Here is a 17789-nt window from a genome sequence, read left to right on the forward strand (position 1 = left end):
TTTTTGCGCGGTTGCCGTTATGGCGGGCAGGCTGCTGTGCGGGCTATATATTTAAACGTAACGGATTTTATCTTGCTGATTACAGTTAGATTAGCCCAACTGAGCCGCTATATCGGCTCACTCTTTTACCGGTTGTATGTAGAGTGGCACAAAAGGGTAAAATGAAGAGACGTTATAAATTTCTAAACCGGCCACCCTTTGCGCAGCGTTATCATTAACCTTTGCAATATTTACCTTTCGCAAATGCCAGCCACTATTTAGCACAACATGCCGGTAGTGACGTGCGGAACTATTTTATCTGCCCGAATAGCACGCGTTGTTTCACTATTTCATCATCCGGAATAAATATTCTTCAGTCACAGGATGCCTTAAATTAAATAGCCAGCAATCAACGCATTAATAAAATTGCTGAGCTTGCCGAACAGCGTGTTGCTTATTAACCCGCGACCGACCTTCAGGCTGGCAGGCTAAGCGACGAAACTGTTTTTCGCGGACATGACGCATCAGGTTGCGGCCAGCGCGCCCAGCGCTGCCCGATAAATCACCCTCTGACTTTCCTGTAAATTCCAGTAGTTTTGCCTTCTGAACATGTCACGCCTTAAAAAATCCATATTAATCAGCTACATATTCGATTTGCAGGCTGATAGGTTTTTGCAGCATTTATTAACAATTGCTTGCAATGATAATAGCAATGCGTATATTTCTCATTTGCTTTCCTGCGGCATTGCGTCAGGAAGGCGTCCTGCGACCGGACAGGAGAGACGATCCAGCAACCCGTGGCAGCCATACCCAATAACGAAAAAAGAGGAAGAGTGATGTCTTTTGATGTTCAGCGCGTCAGGGAATACCGTGCGGGCGAGTCCGCCAGCGCCATGAAACGCCCGCTGCAACGCTCGCTGCTGGCCGTGCTGATCGCCGCCAGCGTTGCGCAGAGCGCTTACGCTGCCGAGACGGCCGCCTCCAGTGAACAGACGCTCGTCGTCGACGCCAGCGCCAGCAGCACCGGTCAGCAGGACGCGCGCGATTACAGCGTGCCCATTACCCGCGCCGGCACCAAAATGGCACTGACCGCGCGCGATATCCCGCAGTCGGTGACCATCGTCAGCAAGCAGCGCATGGAAGACCAGCAGCTCCATTCGCTGAATGACGTGCTGCACAACACCACGGCGATCACCGCCGTCAGCCCCGATATGGATCGCATTACTTATTATTCGCGCGGCTTTCCCATCGACAACTTTATGGTCGACGGTATTCCGACTACCTTCGCCTCAAACTGGAACCTGGGCGACGCCAAATCTGATATGGCGCTCTACGAGCGGGTTGAAGTGGTGCGCGGCGCGACCGGTCTGCTGACCGGGCCGGGCAACCCGTCGGCCGCTATCAATATGGTGCGCAAGCACGCCGACAGCAAAGAATTCACCGGCAGCGTCTCCGCGACCTACGGCAGCTGGGGCAGGCAGCGCTACGTCGCCGATCTCTCGACGCCGCTCAACAGCGACGGCAGCGTGCGCGGCCGCCTGGTAGCGGGCTATGACGACAAAAACAGCTTTATTGAGCGCTACGGCGCGACTAAGCAGTTTGTCTACGGCGTGGTTGACGCCGATCTGACCGACTCTACCACCCTCTCGGTGGGCTATGAATTCTCGCAGGTCAACACCGACTCGACGATGTGGAGCGGCACGCCGCGCTGGTACACCGACGGCACGCAGATTCATACCCGCCGCGGTTTCAACACCGCGCCGGAGTGGGCCTATAACGATCAAGAGAACAAAAAGCTGTTCGTGAGCCTGAAGCAGGATTTCGACAATGGCTGGAACATCACGCTGAACGGTACGCATAACGAGATGTACCTCGACAGCAAGCAGCTCTACCTCGACGGCTACTTTGATAAAACCACCGGCCTCGGCGTCTCGCAGTACGCCAACTATCCGGTAGTGGGCGGCACCGGCTATAACACCGGCAAGCGCAAGGTCGACGCGGTCGACGCTTTCGCCAGCGGCCCCTATGAGCTGCTGGGTCGTCAGCACGAGCTGATGGTCGGCGTTAACTACAGCCGTCAGGACAATAAATACTACAGCTCCTGGGCCAATATCTCAGCGGACGAGCTGGGCAACTACAACGACTATAACGGCAACTTCCCGGAGACCGACTGGGGCCCGCGTGAGCTGACGGCGGACAGCACCACCGTGCGGCAGAAAGCGGTCTACCTCGCGACGCGCATTTCGCTGGCCGATCCGCTGCATCTGATCCTGGGCGCGCGCTACACCAACTGGAACCGCCAGACGCTGGCCAGCGGCGAGGAGCTGGAGAAGAACAACACCACGCCGTACGGCGGGCTGATTTACGACTTCGCCGAGAACTGGTCCGCCTACGCCAGCTATACCTCGGTGTTCCAGCCGCAGGACTACCGCGACAGCAGCGGCGCTTTCCTCTCGCCGGTGATCGGGAAAAACTACGAGGTGGGGGTGAAGTCCGACTGGCTCAACAGCCGTCTGACCACTACGCTTTCCGTGTTCCGCACCGAGCTGGACAATGTTGGTGTAGATACCGGCCAGGTCATTCCGGGCTCGCAGAGCACCGCCTACGTAGCGAAGGATGGCGTGGTCAGCCGCGGCGTGGAGTTTGAGCTGAACGGCGCGCTGACCGATAACTGGCAGATGACATTTGGCGGCACCACCTATCTGGCGGAAGATCGCGACGGCAACGCCTATAACGCGCAGCTGCCGCGCACCAGTTTCAACCTGTTCACCAGCTATCGCCTGTCGATGCTCGATCAGCTGACGCTCGGCGGCGGCGTGAACTGGCAGACGCACACCTGGCAGGATGTCGGCGCGCCGGAAGGCAACGGCACCTGGCACGCGAAGCAGGGCAGCTATGCGCTGGTGGATCTCTTCGCGCGTTATGAGGTGAATAAAAATCTGTCGCTGCAGGCCAACCTGAATAACCTGTTCGACAAAGAGTACGACACCTGGGTGGGCGCCTATAACGTCTATGGCGCGCCGCGCAACTTCTCGGTATCGGCGACCTATCGATTCTGATGGAATGTAGGTGATAAAGCATCGGCGAGTCAGCTAGCTTTGCGCTGCACTCGCCGTTTTTACTTTTGAGAAGCGGCATCGCTATGCAGGTTAAACAAGGCGTCGTTTTAGCGGCTGCTTTTCATATGGCCGTTTAAATAAATGATATTACCCCCATCGCGCACGTCGCATTTGGACGAGGAGAGTTCAGCGAGCTCATCCAGTAAAGAGGGCGTTATTGCCAGCGCATGCGCCACTGCTGCTTTGTCAAAATTCATGTTTTCATAGAGAAAAGTCAGAGCGTTGGGTAAAAACTCAGGCTTTTCACTGGCAATCATGCCATCTTCCTTTTCATCTATCGCTTCGCCTTTGCGTTTCAATGCGGTAAAAGCCGTTTTGTACTGTGCGTCCGTCAACAAACCGAGCTGATGCGCCCGGTAAACGATCGCCGCTTTGCTGACCTTCCAGGTTAGCTTGAATTCGCTTAATCCTTTCCAGTTGATTCGTCCTCCTACTGGCGAGGGAAAGAAGCTGGCCATCGCCGATCGAGGAAGCAAAAGTGCTGAAGCGAACCTGTTCGCTTGAGATTCCGTCGTGCGATCGCCGGTCGTTATCCCGCTGTGCAGAATCAGATGCGCAATTTCATGCGCTATATCGAAGCGCTGACGACAGGCTGATTTCTTCGCTCTGTTTCTGACGATAAACGGGCGTTCGAGCGGCACAGAGAGCACATCGACCTCATCGGAAAGGGAATCAAACGAGGTTACGAAAGCACCGAGTTTTTCGGCCAGACGCGTCACGTTATCAATTGGCCCCCATCCCAGCCCCCAGTCGATACGGCATTTTTCAGCTGCTTTCTCAATCTCTTCCGGGGTATGGGCGGTAATCTCCTGAAAACAGACGGGAGGCAGTTCCAGTTGCCGATCGAGAAAGGTAATCAGGCGACCGTAAAGCTCGGCCTTTGCCAGCGTAGAAAGCCGGGTTGACACACGCGTGCCTTCCCGCTTACGAAAATGCACTAGCTCTTCATTAATGCGTTGTGGCTCCTGAAGGCAAAAAAATTGAGGCGTCACTTTTAAGGCGACGGCTAATTCTTTTGTCAGTACGGGAGTAGGGACAGCAATGCCGGTTTCCAGCCGCTGTATATACTGACGAGTCTTGCTGACGCGCTCAGCCACCTGCTCCAGCGACAGCTCGTGATACAGACGAGCCAGTCGTAAATTAGAACCGTTAAACACGTTTCACCTGTTACTCATGATTAGATTGTTCTGGCCTGTCGCGGCTCGGTGCGCGGATAGGATCCAGAACAATGGGAACGGAAGTGGGTGGGGTATCGCCCATCGCATGTAGCGGCGGAACACGCCCTTCTCCATAGGTCCATTTTGAGACAATTTCATCCAGCGCGTTAGTGCCAATGAAATGCACGCGCGCGCCTTCACCCTCAAATTCTGGCTTCTCAACCACAAAGCGATGCAGCGTAGGCGTGGTTAGCTGAGGCTCAAAAAGCTGGTCCACTTCATTCCTGCGGAAAAAACCGGGCTTTTTGGGATTGTCCGGGTCGTCTGCAAAAAAGCGCACTGGAATGTTTTCAATATTGAACGTCACATCCCTCCCCGGATGAGTCAGCTGCAGCCATGTATGCTGATTACTCAAACAGAGCGCGATAAGCATTTGTCGCTGTCGGCCAAACGTACAGGTTCCGCGAGTGTAATTATCATCCAGAGGCGAAGAGAGTTGCTGCCAGGTCATATCCAGTACCTTAAGCAGCTCTTCGGCAATAAGTGAAAGACGTTCTTCAGAAAGCGCAGGGTAAAAAAGCCAGGGGTAAGGGTGAGTTTGCATTTTAATAGTCCGTCAAATTGCAATTTGTGGGATTTGTCAACCGGGATGTTGGTGCGCAAAGGCAGGTTTGTCAATCATTTTTGGGATGCCCGACGCGTCAGAGGGTTATTTATGGTGCTGTAAATTAATACCGACGCACGCTGCTTCATACGCCGCAACGCGCTCACGAATTTTCGGCAGCAGCAACCGCCCGTAATCCGCCGCGTCGCGCAGCTGATCGAAGCCGCGGAAAAGGAACGTGGTGACGCCGAGCTTGTAATATTCCAGCGCCGCCTCGGCCACCGTCTCCGGCGCGCCGACCAGTGAGGTGGAGTTGCCCGCCGCGCCGGAAAGGGCGGCGATGCCGGTCCACAGGCAGCTGTCATACACTTTGCGCGCCGTCGCCAGCTGATAGAGCCGCTGCGAGCCGGTATTGCTGTCAGGCTGGATCGCCTGGCCGCCGATCTTCGCCTGCGCCTGCGTGAGCAGATGGTCGGCGCGCCGCCAGGCCTCTTCATCGGTCGCGCCCAGCACCGGACGCAGCGACAGGCTGAAGCGAATCTGATCCTCGCGGCCATATTTCTGCGCCGCTGCGCGCACCTGGGCGATGCGCTCTTTCACCTGCTCCAGCGGCTCGCCCCACATCATATAAACGTCGGCATGGCGCGCGGCGATCTCTACCGCCGCCTCCGACGCGCCGGAAAAGTAGATCGGCACCCGCGGCTTCTGGTGCGGCTTCACCGCGGTAAAGTTGTCCTGCACCTGATAGAAATCGCCCTCAAAGCTGAACGGCTGCGGCGACGTCCATACCTGCTTCATCACCTCCAGATATTCGCCGCTGCGCGCATAGCGGCTTTCCTTATCGAGAAAGTCGCCGTCGCGCTGCAGATCGCCGCTATCGCCGCCGGTAATCACATTGATGGCCGCGCGCCCCTGGCTGAGCTGGTCCAGGGTAGCGAACTGGCGCGCCGCGAAGGTCGGTGCCTGAAAGCCGGGCCGATGCGCCACCAGCAGGCCGAGCTTATCGGTGAGCGCCGCCACGTAGCTGGCGATAATCATTGAATCCGGCGCGCGGGTATTCACCGCCAGCAGCACTTTGTCAAACCCCGCATACGCCTGCGTCTGGGCAAAGGCTTTGATAAAGGGCAGATCTACCACCTGACCGTTGCCAGCGTCGGACTCGCTCGCCTCATGCGCGCCGACCAGACCAATAAATTCCAGCGTCATCATTTACTCCTGTCGGATAAAAGGGCCGCTTTGCCGGCGGCGGTGAAAATAACATCGTCCTGCGGCGTATGGATCCGGCCGCACAGTACATTGCGCAGGTGGCGTTCGAGCGGGCTGGCGCGCGTCAGCGCGTGATTGCCGATAGGCTCGACCATCAGCTGCACGCTGCGAATGGCGTTGTCGATGGTGACCTGTTTCACCTTTGCCGCGTCGGCTGCGGCGATCTGTCCGGTCGCTGCGGCGTCGAGCAGGGTGCGGCTGGTAAACAGCAGAGTTTCAATGCGGCCCGTTAGCTCCTGAAAGCGCGGCAGGCTCGCCAGCGGCTGGCCCAGGTTGGCGGGCACGCGCTGCTGCAGAAAGCGGATGAATTCACGCCGCGCCGCGCGCGCCACCGCGTCATAGAGCGTGCCCAGCAGTACCGCCATCCACAGACTCTCTTCGTCGTTGAGCGCCGGACGCGGCGCGCTCCAGCGGCTGACGTTGACCGCATTCTCCAGCGGCACCCAGACCTCCTCCAGCACCACGCGGTGGCTGCAGGTGGCGCGCATGCCCAGATGATCCCACTCCTCTACGATGCGAATGCCGGGCGCGCAGGCGGGCACCAGCCAGGCGCCGACCAGCGGATCGGCGTCGTCGCTGCGCCCCCAGACCAGAAACCAGCTCAGCCCGACGCTGCCGGTGGAGTAGATTTTCTCGCCGCTGATGCGCCAGCCGTCGGCAACGCGCCGTGCCGTGGTGGCGGGCAGGCCGCCGCGCGCGGGCGTGCCCAGCTCCGGCTCGACGCGCAGCGCGTTGATCAGCGCCCCGTCCTGCGCGATGCTCTGCGCCACCTGGCGGCGCAGGTCGGCGGGCCAGCTGGCGTCGTCGCCGAGCCGACGGGCGTTCAGGTATTGCATAATCAGGATAAGCGCGGTGGAAGGTTCACCTTGCGCCACCGCCGCAATCACCGCGCGGCACGCCGCCAAATCCGCGCCGCCGCCGCCCGCCGCCGCAGGCAGCGCGAAGCTGAGCAGGCCATGCTGGCGCAGCAGCGTGAAATTGGTCGTGGGGAATTCGCCACGTCTGTCCACCTCCGCCGCGCTGCTCGCCAGCGTCTGGCTAATCACCGGCAGCAGCTCGTGGAGATATTCGCTAAGCGCCATTATCTTTCCTCGGTTATTCGGGATGATTTTCGATTCTTTATTTTTCTCCCGGCGAAGTAAAAGCATTAAAGCGGATAACCACATGCGTAATCGGCATAATTTACAGGCTGGTTGCTCTCTCTGTTTCCCCTTACTCTGCTTCTGTCGTCATATTTATTCGATATTTCATTTCCGGGAAAGGGTATTTCATTCGGGGGAAAGAGCATGCCAGTAAATAGCGTTTTATCACGTCGGCAATTTTTGCATTATTCCGCTGCGGCATTCGCCGCCAGCGCCTTTTCACCGTCGCTCCGGGCGGATAACGCCATGCCCGGCATGTCGATGCCGCACGATTTGCTACAGGGCGGCGCGGGACAATGGGCGCTGGCGCAGCCGACGCCGGTGCGTCTGGCGGTCAACCTCAACGCCATCTGTCTGGCGCCGGTCGTGGTAGCGGATCAGCATCAGTTCTTTAAAGCGCACAACCTGGAGGTCGAATTCGTAAACTTCGGCAACTCCACCGAGCTGCTGCTGGAGTCGATCGCCACCGGCAAGGCGGAAGCGGCGGTCGGCATGGCGCTGCGCTGGCTCAAGGCGCTGGAGCAGGGCTTTGACGTTAAGCTGACGGCGGGCACCCACGGCGGCTGTATGCGGCTGCTGACGCGCGACGACGGGCCGACCTCGCTGCAGGCGCTGAAAGGCAAAACCATCGGCGTCACCGATATGGCGGGCGCGGATAAAAACTTCTTCTCGCTGCTGCTCAAGCGGCACGGCGTCGATCCCAACAGTGACGTGGAGTGGCGTGTTTTTCCGCAGGACTTGCTGCCGATGGTGCTGCAAAAAGGGGAGATTCAGGCGGCGAGCGGTTCCGACCCGGTGATGTGGCGTCTGACGCAGCAGCCGGGCTATCGGGAGGTCGCCACCAACCTCAGCGACGACTACGCCAACCTGAGCTGCTGCGTGATCGGCACGCGCGGCAGTCTGATCCGCGATCGTCCTGAAGTGGCCGCGGCGATTACCCACGCCATTTTGCAGGCCCACGCCTATGCCGCGCAGCATCCCGACGTCATTGCACAGGCCTTTAACAGCAAGGCGTTGAATACCCGTCCTGACGAAATCGCCAGCGTGCTGAAAACCCATACCCACGGCCACTATTCGTCAGGGGAGGCCTTTGTGAAAGAGATCGATATCTACGCGCGCGATCTGAAGGCCATCAACGTGCTGCGCCCGGAAACCGATCCGCTGCTGTTCGCCAAAGGCATCACCGCGAACGTGCTGGCGTAAAAAAATACGGCAGCCCGAGGCTGCCGTTTTATTCCTCTGTCTCTCTTACAGCAGCAGCTGCGAGGTCTGCACCGCCGTCGCCTCTTTCAGGCTCTCCGCGGGGTGCTCGTGGCTGAACAGCCGCGTGCTGAGGTAGTTGACGCCGCCGTCGGCCAGCAGCAGAACGATGCGCTTGCCCTGATTTTCCGGTCGCGCCGCCAGCTGCTGCGCAGCAAACAGCACTGCGCCCGATGAATCCCCGACCAGTATGCCTTCCGCCAGCGCGAACTGGCGCGCAGCCTGATACGCCTGCCAGGTTTCCACCGCGATCGCGTCGTCATAAACCTGAGGATCCAGATTCGGCGGGATCCGCTCCGGCGGCTGGCCGCTGAAGGCGTGGACGCCGGTAATCTCCAGCGGTTCCGGATGCTGCGGGCTCGGCTGCGAGCCGATGCCCGGTTCGACGGCGACTACCTGAATGGCGGGATCCTGCGCTTTCAGATAACGCCCGATGCCGGAAAGGGTGCCGCCGGTGCCCACCGAGGCGACGAAAATATCGAGCTTGCCCTGGGTATCGCGCCAGATCTCCGGGCCGGTGGTCAGCTCATGCACGCGCGGGTTCGCCGGGTTCTGTAGCTGCTGAAGAAAATGCACGTTCGGCTCGGCTTCGGCCACCTGCGCCACCAGCCAGCGGGTGGCGGCGACAAAGTCGCCGTCGCTGGCCTCGTAGTAGTCGGCGAAGCCTGGCACGGTGCTGAAGGGCACTACCTCTGCGCCGTAGGCCTGGATAATCTTGCTGCGCTCGATACTGACGAAGTCGTTGATGTAGACGCGAAAGCGATAGCCTTTGGCCGCCGCAATCGAGGCGACGCCGATGCCGGTGTTGCCGCTGGTGGTTTCGGCAATCGTATCGCCCGGCCTGATGAGACCGTCGCGCTCCGCCTGTTCAATCATCGCCAGCGCGATGCGATCCTTGACGCTGTGGTTAGGGTTAAAGAGTTCCAGCTTGCCGAGCAGTTCGGCGCGCACGCCGTGGCGCTCGCTAAAGCGCGACAGGCGCAGCAGCGGCGTTTGGCCAATCAGTTCGGTCACAGAGTTATAGATAGATGCAGCCACAGGCGACTCCTCTTGAGAAAGCGTTACCATTTCACCGCGTTGCGCTGCCAGGCGAGCGTGCGGTCGCGAACCAGAAACAGCAGGGTGATCAGCGATGAGAACAACACCGCCATCACGATCAGCGCGGCATACATATTGGCGTAGGCGGCCCAGCCCTGCGCCCACTGCAAATACCACCCCAGACCCGATTTGACACCCATCATCTCTGCCGCCACCAGCACCGAAAAAGAGGCGCCTAATCCCATAAACAGCCCGACGAACAGGTGCGGCAGCGAGGCGGGAACCGCGACGCGCAGCACCAGAAAGAGCGATTTCGCCCCCAGGGTGCGCGCCACGTCGTAATAGCGGCTATCGACGCTGGCGACGCCTGACCAGGTGAGCACTGTGACCGGGAACCAGGTCGCCAGCGCAATCAGAAACACGGCAGCGGCGAAGCTGGAGGGGAAAAAATAGAGCGACAGGGGCAGCAGCGCCGTCGAAGGCACCGGGCCGAGAAAGCGCAGGATCGGATGCACCCAGTAGCCCAGCCCGCGCGACCAGCCGATGGCGACGCCGGTGACGAAGCCGACGATGCTGCCGTAGAGAAAGCCGAACGCCAGCAGGCGCAGCGAGTTGATCACGCTGTCGAGCAGGCGCGGCCAGTCGGTAGCGTAAGCCTCGATCAGCGCGCGCGGCGGCGCGAAGAAGGGCGCGGGCAGCAGCGCCAGCTTGGCGGTGATGTATTCCCACAGGCCGATTAGCAGCGCCAGCGCAATCAGCCAGCGGCCGCTGCGCTTCAGCGGCTGCCAGGCCTTCAGCGTGGGCGCGGCGCAAGAGCCGAGCACCAGCGCGGTAAGCAGCGTCGCCAGCGCGATAAACAGTTCATGGGTCTCGTTGACGAAACGCGGCGCCGCGAAGCCCTGCGGCTTATCGGGCAGCGCGATCATTAGCGCTACCAGCGCCCACCACGCCAGCAGCGCGCCCCACAGCGCCGGTTCAAGGCGCCGCGACTCGGCGCGGCGGCGCAACGTCAGAATATCTGTGGCCATGCTGCTCTCCCTAACTCATCTTCATATGGTGATGCTGGCCGTTATCCGGCAGCAGATCGGGCACATAGTGATCGGCAAACTGCTGCGCGTCGGTGTCCGGGCGGATCACGCTGATTTTTTTTAGCTCGTTGACGTAGGTCGCCACTTCGCCGCGCAGCTGCGCCCCGGTAGAGTGGTGGCTGTGAGTATGCTCTTTCAGCATCGCGGCGATGGACTCGACCGGCACCGAGCCGGGTACGAACGGCTGGAAGATCTTCGCCGTCTCCTCCGGATGGTCGGCGGTCCACTGCTGCGCGTCGACAATCGCCAGGGTGATCGCCCGCGCAGTGTCGGGATCGTCGCGCACCAGCGAGCCGCGCAGCCCCAGCACGCAGCAGGTCAGGTGGGCATATTCGCCGTTCAGGTTATTGTCTACTTCTACCAGCCCGTGCTGCTGCTTCAGCAGCCAGCCCTGCGGGTCGTCGGTCGCCAGCGCCTGCACTTCGCCTTTACGCAGCGCCTCGCCGAAGAGATCGGCGGGATACTGCAGCCAGTTCACCGCCTTATCGGGATCGATGCCCTGTTTCGCCAGCTGAATGGCGAAGAAGTTGCGGATTGGGCTCGCCTGGTCGGTCACCGCCACCGATTTGCCCACCAGATCTTTTACGCTACGGATGTTGCTGTTTTCCGGCGTCAGCAGACGCATGCAGCCGCCGTGGGTGCCGACGGTGAGATCGACGTCGAATCCCTGCTCCAGCGGCTTGAGCCAGCGCAGCGCCATGCCGATGCCGCCGTCCGCCTGACCGGTGGCGATCGCCTGCAACAGCGCGTCGGTCGGGCCGCTGAAGTTTACCGGCTCGACGTTGAGACCATATTTTTTAAAGAATCCCTGCTTCAGCGCCACCGAAATGGGCGACTGGCAGACCGCGGTTTGTCCCCAGGCGAGCTTGATGGTTTTTAACGGCGCCTCCTCCGCCAGCACCGAGCCGGTAAACAGCGGCGTTAACCCGATGCCTGCGCCCAGCGTGGCGAGGCCGCGCAGTAGCGCGCGGCGGCTCATCGAAGGTGAATGTATGACCATGATGCTATCCCTTATAGTGAATTACCGGGAAACTACCCCATGCGTCAGACCCCGCCAAATAACAATCCCGCATGACTTCATGCGATATTTCATTATGAAGATCGGGCAAACCTATTACCGCTATCGGCATATTTCATTCGCGAGGCGCGTGCTATTTATGGGGTTATTAAGCGGACTTCGGAGACTATTTTATGGCGACGCAAGCGGCAGGCGTAAATATCGATATCGAAAATGTCAGCCACCATTTTACGCTGGAGGGCAGCGATTTGCCGGTGCTGGAAAATATCAGCCTGCAGGTGCGGCCGGGGGAATTTGTCGCACTGCTCGGGCCGTCGGGCTGCGGCAAATCGACGCTGCTGCGCCTGCTGGCCGGGCTTGAGCAGCCCGCCAGCGGCGTGCTGGCGGAAGAGGGACGCGCCATCACCGCGCCGCATCCGTCGCGCGTGGTGGTGTTTCAGGATCCGACGCTCTATCCGTGGCGCACCGTGTACGACAACGTCGGGCTGGGGCTGCAGATTCGCGGCGAGAGCAAACAGGCGGCGCAGACCCGCATCGACGCCATGCTGCGTCGCGTCGGGCTGCAAGAGTTCGCACGCGCCTGGCCGCATCAGCTCTCCGGCGGCATGGCGCAGCGCGCCGCGCTGGCGCGGGCGCTGGTCAACCATCCGCGCCTGCTGATCCTCGACGAGCCGCTCGGCAAGCTCGATTCGCTGACGCGCCTGCGTATGCAGCAGGAAATCGTCGATCTCTGGCAGGAGCAGAACTTCACCACGCTGATGGTGACGCACGACGTGGAAGAGGCGCTGGTGATGGCGAATCGCGTGGTGGTCTTTAGCTCGCGTCCGGCGCGGGTATTGGATGTGATCGAAGTCGAGCAGGCCTATCCCCGCCGCCGCGACGATCCGGCGCTGGTGGCGCTGCGCAGCCGGGTGCTGACGCTGCTGGGCACGGATCAGGCCGCCGCCTGAGAGATGCGATTATTTCGTCAGGCGCGCCGCCATTTTCAGCGCGTTGTCGAAGATGGCGGAGGCGATCGCTGGCGGGATAGCCGCGGGTAGTTGCGCCCTGACGCGCGCTACGGCGGTGGGCAGCGCCTCGGCGAAGAAGGCGAGGATCTGCGCCATCCGCTCCCTGGAGAAGCGCACGCTTTCCGCCGTGGCGAGGAAATGGCGCGGAAAGATTTTATCTATTTCGCTCTTTTTACCTTTCGACGCGCTTAGCCCCATCGCCAGCTTCAGCTCGCGGATATTGAGGCCTGCGCCGCCAAGCACTGGATAAGCGGAAAGAATGTCGTAGAAGGGCGTTAGCCGGTAGCTGCCGCCGCGCTCGATATAGAGCGAAAAGTTTTTTGCATGTCCATCCGTGGCGCCGATCAGCCACTGGAACACCTGAAACTTCATAAAATCGTCGCGATCCTCAAGCGCATTGCTGGAGCCCATCAGCAGCGACATAATCGCCGCGATGCCCGGGCCGCCGTCAGACTCATATTTGGTCGCTGAGGCGAGGCCGAGGCTCTGGCAGATATCTTCCTGCGGCAGACGCAGCAGCCGGGTACCGTCGGCGCTCCAGCGGCGATCAAATCGTCTGACCGCCAGCGCGCGCAGCCTGCCTGCCGTGATAATGCTGGCGTCGGGCACGCGGAAGCCGAGCTCGCGCGCCAGCGCCAGGCAGACATACTCATTTTCCACGCTGTCGCGCATATCGAGGGTAGCGAAGGGCTGTTTAATTTCGCCGATCGGCAGCTTAATGATATGCGAGGTCGGCGTCGGGCCCTGGGGGATCGCCCATCCCCGATCGGTATGCAGCAGCGCGGTTTTCTCCTGCGCGCCCGCCACGGAGATGCGGAAGTCGCGCTCTTCCGGGATCATGCCCAGCGGAATATCGCTCTGGTACGCTGAGAGGATCTTTTCCAGCCGCGCCGTGTCCAGCGGCTCATAGCGGACAGAGAGGTCAGGGGCGGCGGCCTCTTCGGGCAGGAGCATCACCGCGCCGACGCTGTCGCGGCCCACTTCCCGCAGCAGGTCGAACGGCTGCATCGACTTCGCCCGATAGCGGTTAAGGATGCGCTCCCTGACGCGCGGATTGTCCGGCAGCAGGTTGTCGAAAAAGTTAATCACGCTGGCCGAGGCGATAGCGGGGTACTGCAGCGGCAGCGAGAGCGACAGCGGCCGCGCCAGCGGATTGCTTAGCCAGCCCGGCGCATACTGAAAGAGATGCGCGCCGTTTTTCTGCCGTGTCAGGGTGCCGACGCGCTCGCCGTTCATCCAGGCGATAAGCCGATCCATTACCAGTCAAGCTCCTTGCCGTTCTGCGCCGATTTACCTTGAATAACCAGCTCCTGCTCCAGCGACTGCAGGATCTTAAATAGCGTCGTCAGCGTGGTTTTGTCAGGATTATTTTCAAAGTTCGACACCGTGGCCTGCTTGATGCCGACCCGGCGCGCCAGATCGCTCTGCGTCCAGCCACGCTTCTGCCGTTCAAGCCTGACCAGGTGGGCCAGCTGTTTGGGGCTGTATATCATCACCGCTCCTGTTCAAAGGCGGGGATGCAGCTATCCCCGCCTGGGGGTAAAATCCAAAATATACCCACTAAAGGATAAAGTAAAGCGTATCCTCACCTGGGGATAAATCAGCCGCCCAGCGGCGCTGCAGATAGCGAACGGCGGGCTGCGTCTGCGGCTGATTAAGATAGTTTTCCCGGAACAGAATGGTGCCGTCGATGCCAGGTGTAGTTTCGTTGAGATCGAGCTGCTTCTTCAGCTCCGGCACGCCGCCTTCTACCGTCCAGTCTGGCTCGGTACGCGACGGTTCGCCGATTTTATAAAGCGCGACGCCGATATAGAGGCGGGTATGGGTCGGCTTCACCACCTGCGCCCACCAGTGGGCCAGCACGTCGTAGCGCGCCGCCTGTCGCGCGAAGGGCCAGTAGAGCTGCGGCGCGATATAGTCGAGCACTCCCTGCTGCACCCAGCGGCGGGTATCGGCAAAGGCTTCGTCGTAGGCGGCCGCGCCGCGCGTGTCGGAGCCTGCCGCATCGTGTGACAGGTTACGCCAGACGCCCGCGGGACTGACGCCGAACTCGACCTGCGGCTTAATCTGCTTGATGGTGCGCGACACCTGCTCAATCAGCAGTTGCGTATTGTGCCGCCGCCAGTCCGCTTTTGAGGCGAATCCCTGGCCCCAGGCGCGATATGTCTGCGCATCGTTCAGCGGCGAGTCCGCCGTTTCCGCATAAAAATAGTCGTCGAACTGCACGCCGTCGACAGGATAGCGTTTGACCACTTCAGCTACGATGCTGGTGATCCAGTCGCGCGCGTCCGGGATGCCGGGATCCAGCACCAGCCGATCGCCGGCGGTGCGGATCCAGTCGCGGTGCAGCACATAGACGCTGGCGGGGTGCAGCGACAGGGTGCGGTTCAGCTCGGCAAGGGTTGACGGACGGGTATTGACAGCGACGCGGTAGGGATTGAACCAGGCGTGCACTTTCATGCCGCGCTTGTGCGCCTCATCCAGCATAAACATCAGCGGATCGTAGCCGGGATCGGCGCCGATGGTGCCGGTCAGCATATCAGACCAGGGCAGAATATCGGAGCGCCAGAGCGCGGTGCCGTCCGGTTTGACCTGGAAAAAGACCGTGTTGATGCCGAGGCTTTTCAGCTTGTCGAGTTTGGCCGTCAGCGCCTGCTGCTGTAGCTGAATGCGCTGCGCCGCGCTGCTGAGGTTAACCGAATTGACCGGCGGCCAGTCGAGACGGGAAACGGTCGCCAGCCAGACGCCGCGTACCGGTTGCTGTGCGGCTGGCGGCGTGGTTTTTTGCGGCTGCGGCTTTGCGCTGGGAAGGGGCGTGACCAGCGACTCAGGTGGCCTGGAGGCGCAGCCAGCCAGCAGCAGGGCTGCGGCGACCAGCAGTTTTTTGCGTGCCGCGCCGAAGGAGACGATGGAATAACTGATGGTAAACTCCCTTTCATCTTGCTAACTATCCGGAGGCATCATTCTCTGGTTATCACGGCGTAAGTCAACCGCTTATCGGAAGACGTTTACTCAAGGAAAAGGGAGCAGCGAATTGCAGAAGCGGGGATGAGGCAGGAGCGGCTGAGGAGAGACAAAAGGGCGACAAACATGCGGGGAGAGTGTCAGTTTGCCGTTGCCTGAAGGCGAGCCTCGATTAGCGGCCTGGCGCTAAAGCGCGAGCCTGTTCAGCAACACTGACACTCCCGTTGTGCACGCCTGGCGCTCCTGGAACTCAGCTTACAGGAGTCAGTAACGACCGGCAGGTTACTTACCGGCGTGCGGCATCTGCTCGGCGGACTTCAGATGCGCCTCTACCACTGGCGTATGCGCATCAGCCAGGGTTTTTACATCGGGATCCTTAATATTTTTGGCGTCACTTTGCAGTTTTGACAGCACCATCTTGTGATCTTTCGTGCCGGCGTTGGTCATATACATCTTGTCAAAGGCGGCGCCGCTCTCTTTTTCCAGCTTCGCGGCCATGGTTTTGTGTTTGGCATCCGGCTCCGTTGGCAGCGTCACCCCTTTTTGCTCGGCGACCGTCTGCACTTTGGTCAAGGCGGCGCCGTGGTCATCGACCATCTTCTGCGCGTAGGCTTTCACGTCGCTGCTTTCCGCCTTGCTCAGCGCGATTTTGGCGGCGGCTATTTCATTGATATTGGCCTGCGCCATATCCTTCAGCGCTTTTTCGTCGCCCGCGCTGAGTTTGCCGCCTGAGGCGCTCTGGCCTGCGGCGGCGTTCTGCGCCGGGCTGGCTGGCGTCTGGGCATACACGCCAGCCGTGCTAAACATCGCGATTACAGCAGAGACGGTTAACAGTGCTTTCAGGGTTTTATTCTTTGGCATGGTGTTCTCCAGTTACTGATAAGAAGGCAGGCGTCAGGCTTTTAACCCTCGCCAGCCGTGTAGGGTAATCAGACGTGCATTAGTCAGTATAGGTTAACTATTTGAGACAGCAGAGAGAGGCAAGGGGGAGGACTGAACGTGCCGGGGGCAATGACTGGCTTTGACAGATCTCAGCGGATGCCGGTCAATAGGGCGGGCAGCAGGCGCGGACAGGAGATTAATCACTCTTAACTAAATACCCCTCTCCGGCCGGGGAATGCTTTTGTTAAAAGCGTGCTATGTTCCAGAGGCGGGCGTTCAAGAGATACGCTTTGCTGCACAACTAACCTGCTCAAAATGGAATTCACTCCATGAGTAAAACCAGTACTACTACTAATCGATGTCTCAAGTACCGGAGCGGGTCACTGGAGGTTATGTGTCATTGCAAAATCTTGAAATCGTGCCTTGCCTACTGCCGGACGTCGCGTAGGCAGGAAGCGTTATACCCTTCGATGACGGGAATGCGAAATTGTGCCAGGCCCGATGCTTTACGTAAGCGTGCAGGATCTCTTTGACACGGTCATGATGTGTGTCACGCAGGTCGAAAAAATGACGCTTTATGACGTTGCGGCCAGGCCTGGAAAAAGTGCGGAATGGCCTGATGCTGAACTTTTGGAAGGGATGCGTGAGCACTACCCGTCCATAGAGATGGATTCAGAGGTTACGGTCATCCACCCTTTATCGCATGCGGCATATATTAAATTTTGACAGGCGTCATAGTTAGAAAAGGTAGGGTCGATTCAGTTGTTAAAACTGCGTAGAGGATAGTAAATGTTCAACATTTCAGAAGTCGAAAAAGGGGATTCTGACCTGACGTGGTTGGTTAGCGAGCTCGATGCATTTCAGAGCGAACTGTATCCTACTGAAAGTAACCATTGCCTGGATTTTTCAGCAGTCAGTGATGTGCAGCTCCGATGCGTGATCGTACGTGATGAAGAAAATGCACCTGCAGGTTGTGGTGCTTTGCTATTTCACGAAGACGGCTCAGCCGAGATTAAGCGGGTTTATATTCGACCGGAATACCGGGGAAGGAAGCTGGGGGAGAAGATAGTCAGTGCAATCGAGGGGATTGCTTCAGAAAAGCATTCGCGGCTATTGCAGCTTGAAACAGGGATTCACCAGCAACCGGCTATAGCGCTTTATCGCAGGTGCGGGTACGAGATATGCGATGCATTTCCGCCGTATAAGGCAGATCCGTTGAGTGTTTTTATGCGCAAAGAGCTTCCATAACTTCATGCTGTTAA

General features: G+C 59.4%; 15 protein-coding genes. 4 read left to right on the top strand and 11 right to left on the bottom strand.

Annotation, left to right across the window (positions count from 1 at the left end; translation table 11 throughout):
- Positions 1–872: 872 nt before the first annotated feature.
- A complete protein-coding gene (fhuE, locus tag ACR6A7_RS04585) occupies positions 873–3038 on the top strand; it encodes a ferric-rhodotorulic acid/ferric-coprogen receptor FhuE (RefSeq protein ID WP_434123809.1) in 2166 nt (721 codons plus the stop codon).
- 107 nt (positions 3039–3145) lie between these two features.
- Here fhuE and ACR6A7_RS04590 read toward each other — a convergent pair whose 3' ends face one another.
- The 4 genes from ACR6A7_RS04590 to ACR6A7_RS04605 form a co-directional block, all read right to left on the bottom strand.
- The gene (locus tag ACR6A7_RS04590; protein ID WP_434123636.1) at positions 3146–4255 is read right to left on the bottom strand and encodes a helix-turn-helix domain-containing protein; all 1110 of its coding nucleotides are present in this window, start codon (positions 4253–4255) and stop codon (positions 3146–3148) included.
- 10 nt (positions 4256–4265) lie between these two features.
- Positions 4266–4859 carry a hypothetical protein gene (locus tag ACR6A7_RS04595; RefSeq protein WP_434123637.1) on the bottom strand — a complete coding sequence of 198 codons (594 nt, stop codon included), beginning with the start codon at positions 4857–4859 and terminating at the stop codon, positions 4266–4268.
- Positions 4860–4964: 105 nt separating this feature from the next.
- Positions 4965–6065, bottom strand: a complete 1101-nt coding sequence (locus ACR6A7_RS04600) for an LLM class flavin-dependent oxidoreductase (protein WP_434123640.1) — start codon at positions 6063–6065, stop codon at positions 4965–4967.
- Positions 6065–7207, bottom strand: coding sequence for an acyl-CoA dehydrogenase family protein (locus ACR6A7_RS04605; protein WP_434123642.1), 1143 nt, complete (start codon positions 7205–7207; stop codon positions 6065–6067). The genes ACR6A7_RS04600 and ACR6A7_RS04605 overlap by 1 nt, the downstream gene beginning before the upstream one ends.
- A 204-nt stretch (positions 7208–7411) precedes the next feature.
- Here ACR6A7_RS04605 and ACR6A7_RS04610 point away from each other — a divergent pair, with 204 nt between their 5' ends.
- Positions 7412–8470: an ABC transporter substrate-binding protein gene (locus tag ACR6A7_RS04610; RefSeq protein WP_434123643.1), complete on the top strand. Its 1059-nt coding sequence runs from the start codon at positions 7412–7414 to the stop codon at positions 8468–8470.
- 45 nt (positions 8471–8515) lie between these two features.
- Here the strand turns inward: ACR6A7_RS04610 and ACR6A7_RS04615 are convergent, their stop codons facing one another.
- Genes ACR6A7_RS04615 through ACR6A7_RS04625 form a run of 3 tightly spaced genes read right to left on the bottom strand, consistent with a single transcriptional unit; the run spans position 8516 to position 11653 of the window.
- A complete protein-coding gene (locus ACR6A7_RS04615; RefSeq protein ID WP_434123644.1) occupies positions 8516–9565 on the bottom strand; it encodes a PLP-dependent cysteine synthase family protein in 1050 nt (349 codons plus the stop codon).
- Between the two features lie 23 nt (positions 9566–9588).
- Positions 9589–10593: an ABC transporter permease gene (locus ACR6A7_RS04620; protein ID WP_434123646.1), complete on the bottom strand. Its 1005-nt coding sequence runs from the start codon at positions 10591–10593 to the stop codon at positions 9589–9591.
- A 10-nt stretch (positions 10594–10603) separates the two neighbouring features.
- Complete coding sequence (locus ACR6A7_RS04625; protein WP_434123647.1) at positions 10604–11653, bottom strand: ABC transporter substrate-binding protein; 1050 nt, start codon at positions 11651–11653, stop codon at positions 10604–10606.
- Positions 11654–11844: 191 nt separating this feature from the next.
- Between ACR6A7_RS04625 and ACR6A7_RS04630 the strand changes: the two genes are divergently transcribed.
- Positions 11845–12621: an ABC transporter ATP-binding protein gene (locus tag ACR6A7_RS04630; RefSeq protein ID WP_434123649.1), complete on the top strand. Its 777-nt coding sequence runs from the start codon at positions 11845–11847 to the stop codon at positions 12619–12621.
- Between the two features lie 9 nt (positions 12622–12630).
- Here the strand turns inward: ACR6A7_RS04630 and ACR6A7_RS04635 are convergent, their stop codons facing one another.
- From ACR6A7_RS04635 to ACR6A7_RS04650, 4 genes are all read right to left on the bottom strand, one after another.
- Positions 12631–13938 (bottom strand): type II toxin-antitoxin system HipA family toxin, encoded by a 1308-nt coding sequence (locus ACR6A7_RS04635; protein ID WP_434123650.1) that lies wholly within the window; start codon positions 13936–13938, stop codon positions 12631–12633.
- Positions 13938–14174 carry a type II toxin-antitoxin system antitoxin HipB gene (hipB, locus tag ACR6A7_RS04640; RefSeq protein ID WP_434123651.1) on the bottom strand — a complete coding sequence of 79 codons (237 nt, stop codon included), beginning with the start codon at positions 14172–14174 and terminating at the stop codon, positions 13938–13940. The genes ACR6A7_RS04635 and hipB overlap by 1 nt, the downstream gene beginning before the upstream one ends.
- A 67-nt stretch (positions 14175–14241) precedes the next feature.
- On the bottom strand, positions 14242–15603 hold the full coding sequence (locus tag ACR6A7_RS04645) for a glycoside hydrolase family 10-like protein (protein ID WP_434123810.1): 1362 nt from the start codon (positions 15601–15603) through the stop codon (positions 14242–14244).
- A 324-nt stretch (positions 15604–15927) separates the two neighbouring features.
- On the bottom strand, positions 15928–16506 hold the full coding sequence (locus ACR6A7_RS04650; RefSeq protein ID WP_434123652.1) for a DUF4142 domain-containing protein: 579 nt from the start codon (positions 16504–16506) through the stop codon (positions 15928–15930).
- An 810-nt stretch (positions 16507–17316) separates the two neighbouring features.
- On the opposite strand from ACR6A7_RS04650, the gene ACR6A7_RS04655 reads away from it, so the two are divergent.
- Positions 17317–17775, top strand: a complete 459-nt coding sequence (locus ACR6A7_RS04655; RefSeq protein ID WP_434123653.1) for a GNAT family N-acetyltransferase — start codon at positions 17317–17319, stop codon at positions 17773–17775.
- Positions 17776–17789 lie beyond the last annotated feature (14 nt).

Origin of the sequence: Pantoea phyllosphaerae, assembly GCF_051025595.1 — a bacterium.
Taxonomy (GTDB): Bacteria; Pseudomonadota; Gammaproteobacteria; order Enterobacterales; family Enterobacteriaceae; genus Pantoea.